General features: G+C 34.9%; 16 protein-coding genes. 4 read left to right on the plus strand and 12 right to left on the minus strand.

Annotated elements, in window-relative coordinates; genetic code table 11:
* Nucleotides 1-2 precede the first annotated feature (2 nt).
* The 6 genes from L4F91_RS03495 to L4F91_RS03520 form a co-directional block, all read right to left on the minus strand.
* Nucleotides 3-1,265, minus strand: a complete 1,263-nt coding sequence (locus L4F91_RS03495) for an N-acetylmuramoyl-L-alanine amidase (RefSeq protein WP_250364549.1) — start codon at nt 1,263-1,265, stop codon at nt 3-5.
* Nucleotides 1,266-1,274: 9 nt separating this feature from the next.
* A complete protein-coding gene (gene tsaE / locus L4F91_RS03500) occupies nt 1,275-1,769 on the minus strand; it encodes a tRNA (adenosine(37)-N6)-threonylcarbamoyltransferase complex ATPase subunit type 1 TsaE (RefSeq protein WP_250350594.1) in 495 nt (164 codons plus the stop codon).
* A gap of 108 nt (nt 1,770-1,877) precedes the next feature.
* Nucleotides 1,878-3,329 (minus strand): glycoside hydrolase family 32 protein, encoded by a 1,452-nt coding sequence (locus L4F91_RS03505; RefSeq protein WP_395897296.1) that lies wholly within the window; start codon nt 3,327-3,329, stop codon nt 1,878-1,880.
* A gap of 11 nt (nt 3,330-3,340) precedes the next feature.
* The gene (locus L4F91_RS03510; RefSeq protein WP_395897298.1) at nt 3,341-4,270 is read right to left on the minus strand and encodes an aminoimidazole riboside kinase; all 930 of its coding nucleotides are present in this window, start codon (nt 4,268-4,270) and stop codon (nt 3,341-3,343) included.
* Between the two features lie 223 nt (nt 4,271-4,493).
* A complete protein-coding gene (tyrS, locus tag L4F91_RS03515) occupies nt 4,494-5,681 on the minus strand; it encodes a tyrosine--tRNA ligase (RefSeq protein ID WP_395897300.1) in 1,188 nt (395 codons plus the stop codon).
* A 180-nt stretch (nt 5,682-5,861) separates the two neighbouring features.
* Complete coding sequence (locus L4F91_RS03520; protein WP_265762115.1) at nt 5,862-6,227, minus strand: MmcQ/YjbR family DNA-binding protein; 366 nt, start codon at nt 6,225-6,227, stop codon at nt 5,862-5,864.
* Nucleotides 6,228-6,322: 95 nt separating this feature from the next.
* On the opposite strand from L4F91_RS03520, the gene L4F91_RS03525 reads away from it, so the two are divergent.
* Nucleotides 6,323-7,018, plus strand: coding sequence for a GNAT family N-acetyltransferase (locus tag L4F91_RS03525; protein ID WP_395897302.1), 696 nt, complete (start codon nt 6,323-6,325; stop codon nt 7,016-7,018).
* A 155-nt stretch (nt 7,019-7,173) separates the two neighbouring features.
* A complete protein-coding gene (locus L4F91_RS03530) occupies nt 7,174-7,860 on the plus strand; it encodes an alpha/beta hydrolase (protein WP_395897304.1) in 687 nt (228 codons plus the stop codon).
* A 170-nt stretch (nt 7,861-8,030) separates the two neighbouring features.
* Here L4F91_RS03530 and sfsA read toward each other — a convergent pair whose 3' ends face one another.
* Entirely contained in the window at nt 8,031-8,747 is a 717-nt protein-coding gene (sfsA, locus tag L4F91_RS03535) for a DNA/RNA nuclease SfsA (protein ID WP_395897306.1), read from the minus strand.
* 285 nt (nt 8,748-9,032) lie between these two features.
* On the opposite strand from sfsA, the gene pntA reads away from it, so the two are divergent.
* Entirely contained in the window at nt 9,033-10,562 is a 1,530-nt protein-coding gene (pntA, locus tag L4F91_RS03540; RefSeq protein WP_250350586.1) for a Re/Si-specific NAD(P)(+) transhydrogenase subunit alpha, read from the plus strand.
* 12 nt (nt 10,563-10,574) lie between these two features.
* Nucleotides 10,575-12,026, plus strand: a complete 1,452-nt coding sequence (gene pntB / locus L4F91_RS03545; protein ID WP_265755002.1) for a Re/Si-specific NAD(P)(+) transhydrogenase subunit beta — start codon at nt 10,575-10,577, stop codon at nt 12,024-12,026.
* A 1,120-nt stretch (nt 12,027-13,146) separates the two neighbouring features.
* Here the strand turns inward: pntB and L4F91_RS03550 are convergent.
* From L4F91_RS03550 to L4F91_RS03570, 5 genes are all read right to left on the minus strand, one after another.
* Complete coding sequence (locus L4F91_RS03550; RefSeq protein ID WP_395897309.1) at nt 13,147-14,208, minus strand: Stealth CR1 domain-containing protein; 1,062 nt, start codon at nt 14,206-14,208, stop codon at nt 13,147-13,149.
* Nucleotides 14,198-15,580, minus strand: coding sequence for an O-antigen polysaccharide polymerase Wzy (wzy, locus tag L4F91_RS03555; protein ID WP_395897311.1), 1,383 nt, complete (start codon nt 15,578-15,580; stop codon nt 14,198-14,200). The genes L4F91_RS03550 and wzy overlap by 11 nt, the downstream gene beginning before the upstream one ends.
* Nucleotide 15,581: 1 nt before the next feature.
* Complete coding sequence (locus L4F91_RS03560; protein ID WP_395897313.1) at nt 15,582-16,835, minus strand: oligosaccharide flippase family protein; 1,254 nt, start codon at nt 16,833-16,835, stop codon at nt 15,582-15,584.
* Nucleotides 16,836-16,983: 148 nt separating this feature from the next.
* Entirely contained in the window at nt 16,984-17,811 is an 828-nt protein-coding gene (locus tag L4F91_RS03565; protein WP_395897315.1) for a glycosyltransferase, read from the minus strand.
* A 130-nt stretch (nt 17,812-17,941) separates the two neighbouring features.
* Nucleotides 17,942-18,622 (minus strand): sugar transferase, encoded by a 681-nt coding sequence (locus tag L4F91_RS03570; protein WP_395897805.1) that lies wholly within the window; start codon nt 18,620-18,622, stop codon nt 17,942-17,944.
* Between the last annotated feature and the right edge of the window lie 6 nt (nt 18,623-18,628).

Raw genomic sequence — 18,628 nt, forward strand, 5'->3', positions numbered from 1 at the left:
TCCTAATTCCTTAGCTGAATTTTTTGTCCTGTTTTTACTTTCCCATCTTTGAGTTTTGGGTTTAATTTCAATAAGGTAGGCACAGGAATATTATACTCACGAGAAATCGCATACAGGGTTTGGTCTTTTTTCACTGTATGGAATTTCGGTGTTGTTTTATCTTTTCCTTTATTCTCGGTTTTTGTATTTTTATTCGCCGTTTTATCTGTTTTTCTGCTATCTGTATTTGTGCTGTTCGACTTGCTGTTTTCTGTTTTGCTATTTTTACCATTATCAGGGATTTTAATGGTTTCACCAATCCAAAGCTCACGGCGTTTAAGCTGATTTAATGCAATAATGTCATTCATCTTGACATTATATTTGTTTGCTAATCCCCCAAGACTTTCACCATTTTTCACTTTATGGCGAATACCGCTATCTTTTGGTAAGTCGCTAGTGGTTTCACGCGTATTTTTGACCGCACTTTCTGTACTAGGTGTTTTAGCCACATTGATTTCCGTTTTGACATTACGGCGACGAAAATCAACCAGACTATCATAAATAACACGGGCTAATTTTTTGCGATATGCAAGAGAATTAAGTTTTTTTTCTTCATCAGGGTTAGACAAAAAACCTGTTTCCACTAAGATCGAAGGAATATCTGGCGAACGCAATACCCCAAGACTCGCGTGTTGTGGCGTGCTACGGCTTAACGTCGTGATTTGAGCAAAACGGCGTAACACAATCGAACCCAATTCATAGCCCACACGTTGGCTATGACCAAATTGTAAATCAAGCACCGTTTGATCTAAATATTTCTCTTTATGTGAAGCAAGCACTGAGCCTGCGCCACCTAATAGCTCGGAACGCTTTTCGTGATCTTCCAACCATTGCCCCATTTCACTGTTTGCACGACGATTAGACAGCACCCACACGGAAGCACCGCGTAAATCTGGTGAAACGGAGGAATCTGCGTGAATAGAAACCAAATAGTTTGCTTTGTATTTACGTGCAATTTCAGAACGTTCAGGGACAGAAATATAATAGTCGCCTTTGCGAGTGAGAACCGCACGGAAATTGGGATCTTTATCCAATAAGGCTTTTAGCTCTCTGGCAATAGAAAGCGTAACATTTTTCTCATAGATTTTCTGTGTACGGCTAATTGCTCCCGGATCTTTTCCACCGTGGCCGGGATCGATAGCAATAGTCCACGCAGCAGCAAATGCCGGTGTAGTGAGCAATACACAGGAACAAAGTGCGGTAAGAAATAAATAATATTTTTTCATCATTTTTATTTAGCTGGGTGACGAAATAGTTTGTTTCATTAATTGTAAAATTTGTTTACCTTCTCTGGAGTTGGGCAGGAGTGCAACATTACGTGCATCATCAACATAGTCAATATTGATAATGAGATCGGCTGGCGGTAATAGACCTCGCCCTTTTTCTGACCATTCGATCAAGCAAATACTTTGCGCATTAAAATAATCACGAATGCCCATAAACTCCAATTCTTCGGGATCACTTAAACGATATAAATCAAAATGATAAATTGATTTTTCCGTTAAATGATATTCCTCAACTAACGTATAAGTGGGGCTTTTTACCTTGCCTGAATAACCTAGCCCTTGAATCATCCCACGGCTTAACGTGGTTTTGCCTGCCCCAAGATCGCCGTTTAAATAAATAATAATGCCGTTATCTGTCGGGATATTGCTTGCAATTTGCATTAATTTTGCCCCAAAACGACACATCGTGATTTCATCAGGAATATATTGATTAAATGCTTCCATTATTTTCTCGGCGATTGGTTAATTTTAGATAAAAATAAGTGCGGAATTGTACCGCACTTTTTCTATTTTTTGTAGCATATAAAGAAAAAAGCCTTGCTTTAAATTTCTCTAACTTTTAGTGTGGTAAGTGATGGCAGTTGGATAGCCCACTTGTAGTGCAAGCGGTCTATTTATACGGATTAGATTTTCTCTAGCACAAATAAAGAAGCGTGAAGTCATTGTTTTTTCACCTTGATTAAGAAAAATTTCAATCACCGAGCGATCAAAGAATATTTCCACTTGATGCAAGCCTTCAATACGGCAATAACGCCTGTCGCCAAAGGATTTCATCGAATCGGTTTGTTCAGTTTGGCGACGATCTAGACATAGCACTTTGCCATCATAACTTAGGGTTAAATGCTGATTTTGTGCATTAGTAAAAAAGTTTAATGTGAATGGCTGAGCTTCAGCATCAAATTTGATATAAGCACGATCTAAATTTGCAATAACAGTCTCTTTTTGAACGTGAGTAGATTGAAGTGCGGTAATATTTTTATAAATATTTTCAATGGGTTGCTGATAGATTTTACCGTTTTGTAAACGTAATTGGCGTGGCAATGAAAGCATTGAATGCCATTTGTAGCAATCCGTAGGGTAGCTTAAATCAGGTAACCCAACCCAGCCGAACAGCATCGTTTGCGTGCCAGAAAAGGTTTGTGGTGCATAGAAATCAAAGCCTTGATCCAATTCAGCAATGTGTTCGGCGTGGAATTGGCGATCGTTAATATTGCCCAGTGCATAGACGGCGTGATAATTATTTTGATATTGCTCGCTTTCACGGGCTTTGCCTTGGGGCGACCAGATAAACAGGGATTGATCGCCAATTTGCGATAAGTCAGGGCATTCCCACATAAATACGCCTTGATTGTCAAAGTCAGGTAGGGCAAGTTCACCTAATAAACGTGGAGTATCGGCTAAATTATCCATTTCAAATACCAGTGCAGTACCCGTTAGATTTTCCCGTTGCGCGCCACAAATAAAGCGGATTTTGCCCTCTTTGGTTAGGAATGGTTTTGGATCGCGTACGTGTTCGGTATAACCTTTTGGTGCTTGGTTAATCAGGGGGCGTTTACTCAACAATTTTCCTGCTTTGCTGAAAATTGCAAGATTTTGGTAAGGCACACGCTGATTATCACTTGGGCGTTTGGTATTGCCCGTGTAGAACACGGCAATGTTGCCTTCAATTAATAGCGCACCACCAGAATAACAGCCGTGGCTTTCATACAATTCACAAGGTATAAGGAGATCGGCTTGGGTGAATTGTTGAAAATCTTGTGTGGTAAAATGTTGCCAATGCTTCATTCCGTGAAGGGCATCAAAAGGATACCATTGATAAAAAAGATGATATTTTTCTCCGTCAAAAATCAAGCCATTTGGATCATTAAGTAATCCTGTTGGCGGAGCAAGATGATAAACTGGGCGAAAATCCTGATCTTGTGCGACCGTTTGAGCAATTTTTGCTAACTCACCTTGTTCGGCAGCATAGAGGCTTTTGTATTTTCCTTCGTTGAAAATTATCATCAGCGTTCTCCTTATTGATTTAAAAAATGGATTAATTGCACTTGATTTGGCAGGGCAGACATTGCGCCTTTTGCGGTGGTTGCTAAAGCACCACAAGCATTGGCTTGACGTAAAATTTCTACTAATGTTGCCTTATCTGTGTCCCAATTTGGTTTTTGCGAAAGCCCAGCCAGTAATCCGCCAACAAAGGCATCGCCTGCCCCCGTAGTATCAACAGGCTGTAAGGCTTTACCTGCAATAATTTCTTTTTTGCCATTGAAATGATAAAGTGCGCCTTCTTTGCCTAGCGTAACGATAATCAGCTTTTGTGGATAAAGTGCGGTGATTTTTTCAAAGGCTTTTTCAAGGCTGTCTGTTTCTGTTAGAAAGGTGAGTTCTTCTTCCGAAAATTTCAGCACATCAGCTAAAGCGACTGCTTGCATTACCACTTCACGCATTTCATCAAGGCTTTGCCATAGGCTTTCACGCAAATTGGGATCGAAAGAGACATAGCCTTTCGCCTGATGAATATTTTTCATTGCGGTGAAAGTCGCCGTGCGGGAAGGATCGTTAATTAACGCAATGGAACAGCAGTGTAGCCATTGTCCTTGAGTGAAAGTGGGAAGTTCAGAAACGTGCAAAAATTGATCCGCACTTGGGTTTACCATAAAGGTAAAACTGCGTTCACCTTGATCTAAACCAACCACAACTGTTGAAGTGCGTTGTGTGGGATCTAAGGTCATAAACGTGGTGTCCACCTTTTCTTGTTGCAAGGTCTGTTGCATAAATTCACCAAGGGGATCTTTTCCTACCTTACCAATAAAACCACTTTCACCGCCTAAACGGGCGATACCAACAGCAACATTGGCTGGCGCACCACCAGCACAACGTAAATAATGTTGTTCGCCATCAGGGATTAAATCCACAACGGCATCACCTAATACCCAAACTTTTTCTGACATTTTTTCACCTTTCTTGTCTTATAAAATCTTGTTAATTTCATCAATAAATAACCTTGCCCAATATGTAGCACATATTACTAGCATAATGTTTTGCTATGAGGCGAAATGTTATTTGTCGGTGTTTAATTTTAAAATGAAAGATCGCTATTTACTGATAGCAAAATCCATTTAGCGGATTGATAAAAAAGAAGGCGTATTTTCATACGCCTAACATCTTGCCCTATTATTTTACCGTAACGCGTGCAAATTTGCGTTTACCTACTTGATATACAGCGCTGGAGGCATAAATAATGGCTTTGGCATTTTCTACCTTTTCACCATCAATTTTTACCCCACCTTGTTGCACCATACGCATCGCTTCAGAGGTGGAACTTACAAGCCCTGCCTCTTTTAATAAATTGGCTAAACCAATTTCGCCCTCAAAGGTAAATTCAGGCATTTCATCAGGTATTGCCCCCTTTTGGAAACGGTTAATAAATGCTTGTTCTGCGGCGTTGGCGTCGGCTTCGGAATGGAAACGGGCAGTAATTTCTTTTGCCAGTAATACTTTAATATCACGTGGATTACGTCCGTTAGCCACATCTTGCTTAAATTGTGCAATTTCGCTTAATGGGCGGAAAGAAAGCAAATCATACCAATCCCACATTAATTCATCGGAAATAGACATCACTTTACCGAACATTTCATTTGGTGCTTCGTTTACCCCAATGTAGTTGCCAAGTGATTTTGACATTTTTTTCTCACCGTCTAAGCCCACGAGTAACGGAAGTGTGATCGCCACTTGTGGTTTTTGCCCATCTGATTTTTGCAATTCACGCCCAATTAGCAAGTTAAAGGTTTGGTCTGTCCCGCCTAATTCCACATCGGCTTTCAAATGGACCGAGTCATAACCTTGCAATAATGGGTAGATAAATTCGTGAATGGCAATAGGTTGGTTATTACTAAAACGTTTTTTGAAATCATCACGTTCTAACATTCGAGCTACCGTATAATTTGAGGCTAAACGGATCATTCCAACCGTACCTAATTCACCTAACCAATCAGAATTGAACACAATTTCAGTTTTTTCGGGATCTAAAATTTTGAAAATTTGTTCTTTATAGGTTTCCGCATTGCGTAGTACATCTTCACGAGAAAGCGGTGGACGCGTTGCGTTTTTACCTGATGGATCGCCCACTGTGGCGGTGAAATCGCCGATTAAAAACATCACGTGATGGCCAAAGTTCTGGAATTGGCGTAATTTATTTAGCACCACGGTATGCCCCAAGTGAATATCTGGCGCAGTAGGATCAGCCCCCAATTTTACGCGTAAAGGACGATTTTCTTTAAGTTTTTCAATTAAATCTTGTTCTGAAAAAATTTGATCCGTGCCGCGTTTCAGCTCAGCCAGTTGAGTTGTGAGATCTGTCATTGATGTATCCTATAATAAATAATCCTGTAATGTGTGGGTTATTATAGATAATATTAGCCAAATGAAAAGGCAATATTGGTGAGAAATTTTGAAGAAAAAAGAATACGATGGCAAATTTTCGCGATATTTAAAGTGCGGTCATTTTTTATGATGTTTTTTTCAACGGAATAACGCGCTGGTTTATCGTTTTTTCTGTTGAGTTAAAGAAAAACTGTCTTGAATACATTCCCATAATAATGAAGGGGAAATTTCCGCTAAATGGAGACTCATCCAATGTTCTTTATTCATATGATAGGCGGGATAAACCCCTTTTATCATACGTAACGCACCAATCATTTCAGGCTGGGCTTTAACATTTATAATCCAAATGGTTTCTGTATGAGACAAGCCAATTTTATTGCCGGGGATATTCATTAAAATGGCAAACCATTTACCGCTATTTAGGTGGCGAAAAACCGCATACTCAGGAAATTTTGCCCACAAATAGGCGGGATTAACCTGATAATGTTTGGCAATGTATTGGATAATCTGGCTTGGCGTTATCATTAAATGTCCTTGTAAAAATGGTGAAAAATCTGACCGCACTTGTATTTTATGTTATTTTTTATGCAAGATATATGCAATTTTATAGGGAGAAAATAATGCCGCTTAATCATCTCAATCAGCCTATTGGAGAGCCTATTGTCGATTTTACGCGGGGGGAATTGCCAAATATTCAGCTAATAGAAGGGCAATATTGTTGTTTGCAACACCTTTGTGCCGATCGTCATTTTAAGGATATTTATAAGTTTATTGGGCCAGATAGCCCAGAAAGCCAATGGACTTATCTGCCTATTTCCGCACAACCTAATGAGCAAGCCGCACGACAGCTTCTGCAAGAATGGGCGAACAGTGCTGATCCTTATTATTTAGCGATTATTGATAAGGCGAGCCAAAAGGTAGTGGGAATATTTTCGTTAATGCGCATTGACCCACAAAATCGCACTATCGAAATGGGCTGGGTGATTTATTCTAACTTGCTAAAACATTCTCGCGTGGCAACGGAAGCACAATATCTCACAATGCAATATGTGTTTGATAAACTTAAATATCGTCGTTATGAATGGAAATGTGATAGTTTAAATCAAGCCTCGTTTAATGCGGCAAAACGCCTTGGTTTTCAGTTTGAAGGGATTTTTAGACGTGCTGCAGTTTATAAAGATCGTAATCGTGATACCGCGTGGCTTTCAATGCTAAAAGAAGAATGGCAGAGAATGAAACCGAAATTTGAACGTTGGCTTGCAGCGGATAATTTTGATGATGAAGGAAAGCAATTACGTTCATTAAATGATTGCTAAGATGGCTATAAAAATGGTGTTTTTATTGTTTTTAATTGATAGAACCTATTAAATTTAGAGGGATAATCCTATTACCGCTGATTGTCTTTAGATATGTCAAGCGTATAATTGGCGCAAGATTTATTACAACTTTTATACAAATTTAGGAGCCAAAAATGGAAAAACCAGCGATTGTTTTAGTGCATGGATTTTGGGGAGGGGCAAGTCATTGGAACCCTGTACTTAAGGAACTGAAAAAACAGGGGTATACAGACGTTTATGCGGTAGAAAATCCGCTGACTTCTTTAGCTGATGATGCAGAACGTACCCGTAAAATGGTAAAGCAAATTCAGAAACCCGTAGTATTAGTAGGGCATTCTTATGGTGGGAAAGTAATTACTGAAATGGGGGATTTACCAAATGTAAAAGCCCTAGTTTATATTGCTGCATTCGCCCCTGATGTAGGTGAAAGTGCGGGAGGCATTAGCCAACAGCACCCACCAGAGGCTTTTTCTGCGATTGTCGGAGATAGTGATGGTTATCTATGGATAGAACGAAACCGCTACCATCAAAGTTTTTGCCAAGATGTGAGTGAAGATGAAGCTTATCCACTGTCAATTACACAAAAAGCACCACTAGCTTCCACCTTTGCTGATACGGTGAGCCAAGTAGCGTGGAAAATAAAGCCAAGTTTTTATCAAATTTCTACACAAGATAGAATGATTCACCCTGATAATCAAAAAATGATGGCAGAACGTATTTCACCACGTAAAATTATCAGTCTTGATGCAAGTCATGCGTCGTTAATGTCACAAGCTGAAGCAGTAACGCAATTAATTTTAGATGCGACGACAATAGCATAGCTATTAACGGCAGACACTTAAATTAAATATAAAAAAAGTGCCTCTTTCTGTGGGGGGGAGAGGCACTAAAATGTTGGAGTGATTATCTATTATTGTTTGAATGAATTAAATGATAATTGTTCTCAAATATAAAGTCAATACATAAATGCAAATAATTCTCAATAAATTATTTATTCAATATAAGGCACTAAATGTGTAAGTGAAAGTGCGGTAGGAATGTGATGAGAAAATTCGAATTCTCCCGCATAGGCATACACCTCAACCCCTTCTTTTATGGCTTGACGAAGTAGCTTCGCGTATTCAGGATCAATATATTCCGCGACTTTGAAACAATCAAAACCGTTGTGTAATCCAGCGAAAAAAATGACCGCTCTATGACCCAGCTTTTTCATCGCCATTAGCTCTCGTAAATGTTTTTGTCCTCTGGTGGTTACCGCATCAGGAAACATTCCCAGATTGCCTTTTACTAAGGTAACGGATTTTACTTCCACATAGCAATCCGGTAAGCCTTTCTCTTTAAGCAGGAAATCAATTCGGCTATTTTCTTCACCATATTTCATTTCAGGCAGAATTTCGCTGTATGCCGCTAATTCTTTGATTTGCTTATTTTGCAGTGCTTCAAAGGTGAGTTGATTGGAACGGTGTGTGTTAATACATACCATTTGCCCATTTTGAAGTTGGGTAAGTTCCCACGAATGAGGGTATTTTCGGGTTTTACTGTCAGAGGTTGAATACCAAATGGTATCCCCTTTTTCACCACAACCTGTCATCGCCCCCGTATTTGCGCAGTGAATCGTGAGTATTTTACCATTGGCAAGTTCGACATCAGCAAGAAAGCGTTTATAACGGCGGAGTAGGGTGGCAGATTGAAGAGCGGGTAACTGCATTATTTATTCCTATATAACTAAAAACGGCAGTGTATCATTTTGTGTTGTGGGTAAAAAGAAAAGTGCGGTGCTTTTTATTGATTTTTTTATCATTATTTCATCAGCTAAATTTTTAGATAATTTTTAATCTATTTATTCATAGGTAAATTTTTTCAATGAAATTTGTAAAATCTTTTTGTACCTCTTTTGTAATAAATGATACAGTTAGGATGATTCGACTTTTGTCATTTATGGGCTGGGAAGTGATTTCCAGATTGTATCATCAACCAATTTGAAGGAAACATTATGTTAATTGGTGTACCTAGAGAACGGCTTGATAATGAAACACGTGTAGCAGCAACGCCAAAAACAATACAGCAAATTTTAAAGCTGGGTTTTGAGGTGATTGTTGAACACGATGCAGGATTTAAAGCAAGTTTTGAAGATCAAGCATTTGTGCAAGCTGGCGCAAAAATTGGCACAACACAAGAAGTGTGGAATGCTGATGTAATTATGAAAGTAAACCCTCCTAGTGATGAGGAAATTGCCTTAATTAAAGAAGGTGCAACCTTAATTAGCTTTATTTGGCCTGCGCAAAATGAAGCATTAATGGAAAAATTATCTGCGAAAAAAATTAATGTCTTAGCGATGGATGCTGTGCCACGTATTTCACGTGCGCAGTCTTTAGACGCACTTTCATCAATGGCAAATATTTCTGGTTATCGTGCTGTGGTGGAAGCGGCAAATGCATTCGGTAGTTTTTTCACTGGGCAAATCACTGCGGCAGGTAAAGTACCGCCAGCGAAAGTGTTAGTGATTGGGGCAGGTGTGGCAGGTTTGGCTGCGATTGGTACAGCAAATAGCCTTGGTGCGATTGTGCGTGCTTTTGATTCTCGTCCTGAAGTAAAAGAGCAAGTGCAATCAATGGGTGCAGACTTCTTAGAAATTGATTTTGAAGAAGAAGGTGGCTCAGGTGATGGTTATGCAAAAGTGATGTCGGAAGAGTTTAATCGCCGAGCGATGGAACTTTATGCCGCACAAGCGAAAGAAGTGGATATTATCATCACGACCGCTGCTATTCCGGGTAAACCAGCACCACGTTTAATTACCAAAGAAATGGTTGATTCAATGAAACCGGGTTCTGTTATTGTGGACTTAGCCGCATTAACGGGAGGAAACTGTGAATACACCAAACCGGGTGAAATTTTCGTAACAGATAATCAAGTGAAAATCATTGGTTATACTGATTTCCCAGCACGTTTGCCAACGCAATCTTCTCAGCTTTATGGCACAAACTTAGTGAATTTGCTGAAGTTATTATGTAAAGAGAAAGACGGTACGATCAATATTGATTTTGATGATGTTGTGTTACGTGGTGTAACGGTCATTCGTGATGGTGAAATCACTTGGCCAGCACCGCCAATTCAAGTTTCTGCCCAACCACAACAAAAAGCTGAGGTTGTAGTTGAGAAGAAAGAACAAAAACCACAAGATCCGCGTATCAAATACGGTATTATGGGAGCAATTGGCGTGCTGTTCTTATGGCTAGGTTCAGTAATGCCTGCGGCATTCTTATCACATTTTACCGTGTTTGTACTTGCTTGTGTGGTGGGATACTATGTGGTTTGGAATGTGAGCCACGCCTTACATACCCCATTAATGGCAGTAACTAACGCCATTTCAGGCATTATCATTGTGGGAGCGTTATTGCAAATTGCCCAAGGCAGTTTCTTTATCAGCCTACTCGCATTTATTGCAATTTTAGTCGCAAGTATCAATATCTTTGGTGGCTTTAAAGTAACCCAACGTATGCTTGCAATGTTTAGAAAAGGTTAAGGAGAAAAAGCAATGTCAGAAGGTTTAGTACAGGCTGCATATATTGTAGCGGCATTACTTTTCATTATGAGCTTAGCAGGGCTTTCTAAACACGAAACTGCTAAAGCAGGTTGTTGGTATGGTATCGTGGGGATGACTATTGCCCTTATCGCAACCATTTTTGGGCCACAAACGTCAGGACAAATTTGGATTTTAATTGCAATGGCGATTGGCGCGGTGATTGGTATCCAACGTGCATTAAAAGTAGAAATGACCGAAATGCCAGAGCTTGTAGCTATTTTACATAGCTTTGTTGGTCTTGCTGCTGTGTTGGTCGGCTTTAACAGCTTTGGCTTACACGTTACCCCTGAATTTGTTGCACCAGAAGGTACAGCATTTATCAGTGAAGCGGCATTAGAAAATGCGAAAGCAGCATTTGATGCAGAACAAGCAACTTTAGCAACTATCCATAATGTTGAAGTTTTCTTAGGCATCTTCATCGGGGCAGTAACTTTCACAGGGTCTGTGGTCGCATTCGGTAAACTACGTGGGATTATTAATTCTAAAGCCTTAATGTTACCGCATCGCCATAAATTAAATTTAGCGGCGTTAGTGGTTTCGGCGTTATTAATGATCGCATTTTTAAGCTCGCCAGAAAATATCTTCCCAGTGCTATTAATGACTATCATTGCTCTTGCCTTTGGTTGGCATTTAGTGGCATCAATTGGTGGTGCAGATATGCCAGTGGTGGTATCAATGCTGAACTCTTATTCAGGTTGGGCAGCGGCAGCAGCAGGCTTTATGCTTAATAATGATCTCTTGATCGTAACTGGGGCATTAGTAGGCTCTTCAGGGGCGATTCTTTCTTACATTATGTGTAAAGCAATGAACCGTTCATTTATCAGCGTTATCGCTGGCGGTTTTGGTAATGATGTGGTTGCAAGTGGTGATCAAGAACAAGGCGAACACCGTGAAACAAGCGCGGAAGAAGTGGCGGAAATGCTGAAAAATGCAAGCTCTGTGATCATCACACCGGGCTATGGAATGGCGGTGGCACAAGCGCAATATCCCGTGGCTGAAATTACACAAAAATTACGTGATCGTGGTGTGAATGTACGTTTTGGTATTCACCCAGTAGCAGGGCGTTTACCGGGTCATATGAACGTGTTGCTCGCTGAAGCCAAAGTGCCTTATGACGTGGTATTAGAAATGGACGAGATCAACGATGATTTTGCTGATACCGATGTCGTCTTAGTTATTGGCGCAAATGACACCGTAAACCCTGCGGCAATGGATGATCCAAATAGCCCAATCGCAGGAATGCCAGTGCTAGAAGTGTGGAAAGCCGCTAATGTGGTGGTATTCAAACGCTCAATGGCAGTAGGCTACGCCGGCGTACAAAACCCATTATTCTTCAAAGAAAACACACAAATGCTCTTCGGTGATGCAAAAGAGCGCGTGGATGATATATTAAAAGCATTATAAGATAAATTTTGCTGAAAAAAAGCACCGCACTTTTGAAAGAAAGTGCGGTTTTTTAAGATATTTATGTAAGTCTAAAACGATATCAAAATTATTTTTTCCATTTATGAAAAGTCGGTTGTTTTAGACATTGAAAAAACGGCCAATTATCAGGAAAGATTATTCAAAAAATTAAAACACAAATTTCTCGTGCTTAATGGCTTAGGGAAAGATAAGATCATGTTTATAAAGGTTTTTTAGCAGGGTGATGAAAAAATGTAGGATTTAGTTATTTCAATATAATTTTCCCCACTCTTTCATTAAAAAATTCTTTATAAACATAATGTTGAAATTTTACTTAATCCGTTTTGGTTGTTTAAATTTTGTTTCAGTGTGCTAAATAAACTTTTCAATTGGTTTTTTGTGCTTTTAATATTTAATTCAGAATACCTTTCAAAGGTAAATAAATATTTCATACTGGTAAAAGTATCTCTAATATCCTTCCCTTTATAAGGATACGTAGCCTTTTTCATTAAATTTCTCAATGTATTCATTTAAAAATTTTGATACTTTAAATACCAATAATATAAACGATGGCAAAATTCATTTTTTCAGTTGCCTTTTAAGGCTTTTTCGATGATTTTCATTTTATAGTTTGATGAAAAATTATTTTTCACTCTGATTATCCATCATTACCAATATACCAAATTCAGGATCAAAGGAAGCCGTATTGAGAGAGTTTAAAATAGGGAGAGGCTCAAATTGTTTTAGGCATTTTATCACTTCTGAATGGTTTTAACCCAATATTTATATTTAATCGTAAGCTCTTTGTAGATTTTTTTCCTTGAGAATAATCAAACCAAATATTTGTAGAATGTGATTTTATCTGGTAGGTAAAAGTTTCATTACAGTTTATGCGTTTGTAATGTAGAATATTATTTTTCTCCCCATGTCTATGTACAGTAGCATATTGATAGTATGGAAAATTTTTTATTTATATTTTAGAAAAAGTGGTCCCTCCCTTTATAGTATAGAGGGGAACCACTTTTTCTACAGTTTTGTCCATTACACCAAAAGTTTTAGCTCTAAGCTTAACGAAAGGATAGAGTATTTAGGCTAGCATTAGATATTAGAAGAATATACACTATATTTCAAAACTTGCCTTTTCAGGAAAGATTTTTTCTAATTCATTTAATAAGCGCTCTTTTACTAGATAAAATTCTTGTTCTGTTAAATCAGGGCTATCATTAAAGCATACAAAATTAATATGTGGATCCTTTTCAAGTTTTTCAAAAATTTCATTTACATCTTTCACAGATGTAATATTTTTGTCTCCTATTCCATCATTCAGTTTTGATGGATAAAATTCCCCACTCAATAGATGCCAATATCGATATAGATATTGTGTTAGATCAGTTTTATCTCTAAATTTATTTTTAGATGCTCTCTCTAGCTGAAGCTTAAAATGTTCTTTTACTTCCTCTAAAGTATTTATTAAGTAAGGTTGGGGATGATGCCAATGTTTTAGACTAATAGCTTTTCTATATAAAGTTTTCATTAAAAAGTTATTTAATTTTTCGGTTATAGAATAACTTGTATTATAGATAAGATTTTTAGAAATAGTTTGAATGTTTTTTTTACTATTTACTAAAGTTATACTATTCAGTAACGAATAGCCCCAGGAATCAGTTATTCTTCTCAATTTTAGTATGAGTTCAGTTCTTGGAACTAATGTATGACACAAAAAATCAACGGGAAGATTATTTATAAAAAATCTAGAAGTATCTACTTTTCTAAATATTAACATATCATCATTTAGATATATAAATTTTTCGGTAAGTCCTAAGCTTTTCAAAGAGGATAAATTACATTCTATAGAACTACTATTAAAAGTAGGTAGATCAGTTTTATCATGAAATAATTCTTCATGTCTAATTAGACGTATTTTATGATGTTTTATATTTAGCCACTTTGGATAATGACCTTCTGTTATTAAGAATATATTATTATACCAGCTACAATTTTTCTCAATTGAACGTAAAACATATTTTAATATTTCCATATCTCGATATCTAGAAGATGTATTAGAATCTGAGTCAAAGTTTCTCTTTTTACTAAAGTACTCTTTTTTTTCTCGCCATAATTTATCTGATGGATCAACCCAAGGCAAAACAAAATCAATCTTATCAGAATTATTATCGTCCATATCTACTCCTTAATTTATAACATACTATATTTGAAAAATACCATACTAATGAAAATAATATAAATTCATAAAAATATTCAAAAAATTCACCTCTAGGTAAAAATAATAACGTCATAACAAAAAGTAATGATAGATATTTAATGTATGGAGTATTTTTTTTTCTTTCAATAAAAATTACGAACATTCCTAAAAAAAACATACCTAGAAAAACTGAACTTTTTCCCCCTTCATATAATTCTGTAATATAGCTTGTTCCTACTCCTTCCCCATTTAAATAGGCTTCAGGTGAAATGGCATAGGTGAGCTCATAAGATAAGTAATTTGTATTATTTATTACCTTTATACTTGCTCCTCCTCTATGTATCCTATCGATAATTGGAGCCATTATATAAGGATAATATTCTCTATTAATTATATCTTTATATTCTATATAGTAAGGTAGAACAATTCCACTAACTCCTTGGGTGGCTAAAAAACTTACTATTGAGATATCGTTAGTATTTTCATTTTTTTCTGAATGCGCTCTAGAATAATTGATATATTGAAAAATAAAGGAGAAAGAAATTAATATAAATAATATTATAAGTGATGATTTTATATTTATTTTTTTTTCTTTACATAAATAAGAGAACCAATACCATATAAGAAATATAATTGAAATGCCAAATTCTGATCTTTTTCCTAGGAAAAGATATACTCCTGATATAACCATTATTAATATGGCTAGAACATAGAATTGTTTTTTGTTAAGACTACAAGATAATAATAAACTTATTCCTAGAAGATATAATTTATAACTAGTAAACTCAATAATTCTAATTAAACCTGATGGATTATCTATTTTGTATAGAGAAAGATAACCAAATTCATTAACCATACTAGTTAACAAATACATTTTATAAATTAATCCTGGAGCTGATAAAATTAAACAGCATAGGCCTATTCTATATATGAAATTTTCTTGTATTAATTTTTTTTTAATAGTTTTTTTATTTTTTAAATCTATAACTAAAAATCCAGCCATTAGTCCCATTATCGAAAAAATATAAGTTATAATAGTTTCTTTTATAGTTTCATCAGAAAAATAGTCACCAATAAAACGAGTTTGTAACTTTATATTATAAGGTAATAAATGCCATAGATCCAAGAAAAATCTGGAATAGATAAACAGCCCAAATAAGGCTGTTATAATAAATGCAAGTGGATACTTATTTATAGTAAATATTGTCCAAGTGATACAAATTCCATAAAGTAAAAATAAAAATAACTCAAGTGAAAAAATAGAAATATCTGAATTGATATTTATATATACGAATAATATTAAGTATAGTAAAAAAATAAAAGAAAGTAATATAGGTTTTTGTGATTTCATATTAAATAATATATCCAATTAAGTTTTTCTTCTTACAAATATATACTCTATATATAAGTTCAATTAAAATACTAGCATTGTATGCTATAATTAAAGACTCAATAGAGAATATTTTCATAATATACAAAAATAAAATTAAACTAAAATAACTTATAGAAGTAATCAATAAACTTTTTAAATATAATTTTTCTAAATTATTTACAATTAAAATAAATTGCCCTATACAAGAGCTAAAAGTAGCTAGTAAAAGATAGACTCCCATTAAATGAATAAAAGAATTAATAAAGAGCATACTCTCGTCTCTAGATATAAAATAAATTATTGTATCTGAGAAAAAATATAAAATAGCATATAAAAAGCAACTACATGAAAATATAGCCCAAATGATTTTTTTTACTCTTTCTTTATTGTTATTCTTCACTATATATGGAAAAAAAACTATATTCATATTATATAATATAGATCTAAATGCCCATATTATCTTTTCAGCTAGATCGTAATATACAACATATGATATTCCTAGGAAGCCACCTATTATACTAATATTTCCTTTGTCTTTTATAATGGACGAAAAGTCAGAAAATAAAAAAACATATCCTTCTTTAATTCTCTCTATAATATTTTTCTTTTCAACAAATATAAAACGTATATTTTCTTTTTTGATAGCAATATAGAGTGAAATTATAGAACCCAATAAATTTCCAGTAAAGTATAATAAAGGTATAAATATATAATCATTTTCATTTCTTACTATTAATAGTATAAATATTGCCCCCAATATTCTTGATAATACATTAACTATTGTTATATATTTTATTTTTTCAATTCCTTGAAAAAACCATATGGGTAATAAAGCATCAGAAAAGCAAATAAAGAGAGAGGCTATATAAAGAATTATATCATTTTTACTTATGCCAGATATAATACAGAATAAGAGATTAATTAACAATGAAATAAAAAATAAGATTAATTTAGTATATATTGTTGAAGAAAAAATGATGTTGATTTTCTCTTGATTATCCTTATTTAGACTGATAGATTTTGTACTAGAAATATTAAACCCAAAATTGGTGAATACTAGAAAATAATTTGCTATTGTTTGTGTAAAAATAATTTTTCCATATAAGCTTTCTCCTAATTTATGTAATAGAAAAGGAAATAAAGCTAGAGGTAAAAAAATATTTATACCATAAACAATAGTTAGATATAAAAAATTATTAATCTGAGTTTTGTATTCTAAGTATACTTTAATCATTTTATTTACAATTTATATAATATATTTAATAATTAGGATTCATTATAGTCATTTGATAGCTGAGAATATTAAAAAATCAGAAGATATAAGAAGATTCTTGGGAACTCTTCAGTACAAAAATATCTAAATAATTTTTATCCTTAATATTTTATCTAAAAAATTGATAAGCTAATTTTTTTATAAAATTAGGGGATATAGAAATTAAAAAATATGTAATCGCATATATATCTGCATTTATGTTATATCCCAGTCTTCTATTAATGGTTAAAAGCCTAAACTTCAATAAAGAGATTGATTTTTTCCAATTACTTCTTCTTTTGTAAAAACTATTCGTACGTCTAAATAATAATCCAACATGAGGTACATTAGCAAAATGACAATTATTTATAAATCCACGATACCAAAGTACAGTATCTTCTCCTAAATTTATTTCGTTAGTATAAGATCCTGCTTTCATAAAGAAACTTTTTCTAAAGAAGGCCGTAGGATGAGCCAGAGGATCTCTTTTAGAGAAAAATTCTCGTAACTCTCCATTTTCTAAAGGATATTTAACTAATTCTTTTATAATATCTCCATTTTCATTAATTTCAGTTAAATAACTTCCAACCACATCAATATCTTTGTTTTTATGTAGAAAAGTTAATTGTTTATCAAACCGTTCTGGTGTACTAATATCATCACTATCCATTCTTGCAATATAATCATATTTACAATGCTCTAATCCTTGCGATAGAGCATAGGCTAAACCACTATTTCTCTGTAGTGAAATTATATTTAAACTAGGACCACATATCTCAATATATTTTTTAATCACTTTTTCCAAATCTTCAGTAAGAAGCCCATCTTTAACTAAAATAATTTGCGATGGACGGATGGTCTGTTGAAGCCAAATACTACTCAATGCTTGATCAAAAAAAGAAGGAACATCTTTATAATATACTGACATTAAAACTGAAAATTTAGGATAATTCTCCATTATAAATTTACCTTTATTAACTATTTTTATAAAAACTTAATTTACAATTATTTACTATTCACCTTAGAGTTCAATACAAAAATCTTCCAGAGTGTCTTTTATACAATGCTATTATAAAGCACTATATTCATTACTTAATTACCGCTAGCACTGTTTTTATCATTGTAAGTAAATCTCTAGAAAAAGAATACTTTCGAATACTCTCTAAATTCCATTTCATTTTTTCAGGAAGTACTTTTTCAATATATTCTTTATCTGGATCCTTAGCATTAGATAAAAGCTTATCTTCGTCTTTATATTCAATACTCGCTTCACTTGTAATCCCTGCAGGTAAGAGTAATGTTGCCATCATTTCAGCTGTATATGCCGCGATATATTTAGGCACTTCAGGCCTTGTGCCTACAAAGCTCATTTCTCCTTTGAGAACATTGATTAATTGAGGGAGTTCATCTAAACGAGTTTTTCTGAGTTTTTCTCCTATAGCTGTAATCCGTTTGTCATTATCTACTGTAACTTGTGAGCCTAAAGATTCTGCATTTGCTATCATTGTGCGAAATTTGTAAATTTTAAACTCTCTACCATATTGAGTTATTCTTAGTTGTCTGAAGAATATTCCTCCTGGACTATCCTTACTGATTTTGTAGGCTATATATAAAAATAAGGGAGCTAATAAAATCAATAAAATAGCAGCTAAACATCTATCAAAAGCAAATTTAAATAGTAGGCTAATTTGCTTTTTCTTCAAGTAGTCATAATATGCCTTCATTGGTTCATTTTTCATTTGTGAAGGTAAATTATTCCAATTTCTCAAAATCAT

Source organism: Avibacterium sp. 20-126 (assembly GCF_044358625.1).
GTDB lineage: Bacteria > Pseudomonadota > Gammaproteobacteria > Enterobacterales > Pasteurellaceae > Avibacterium.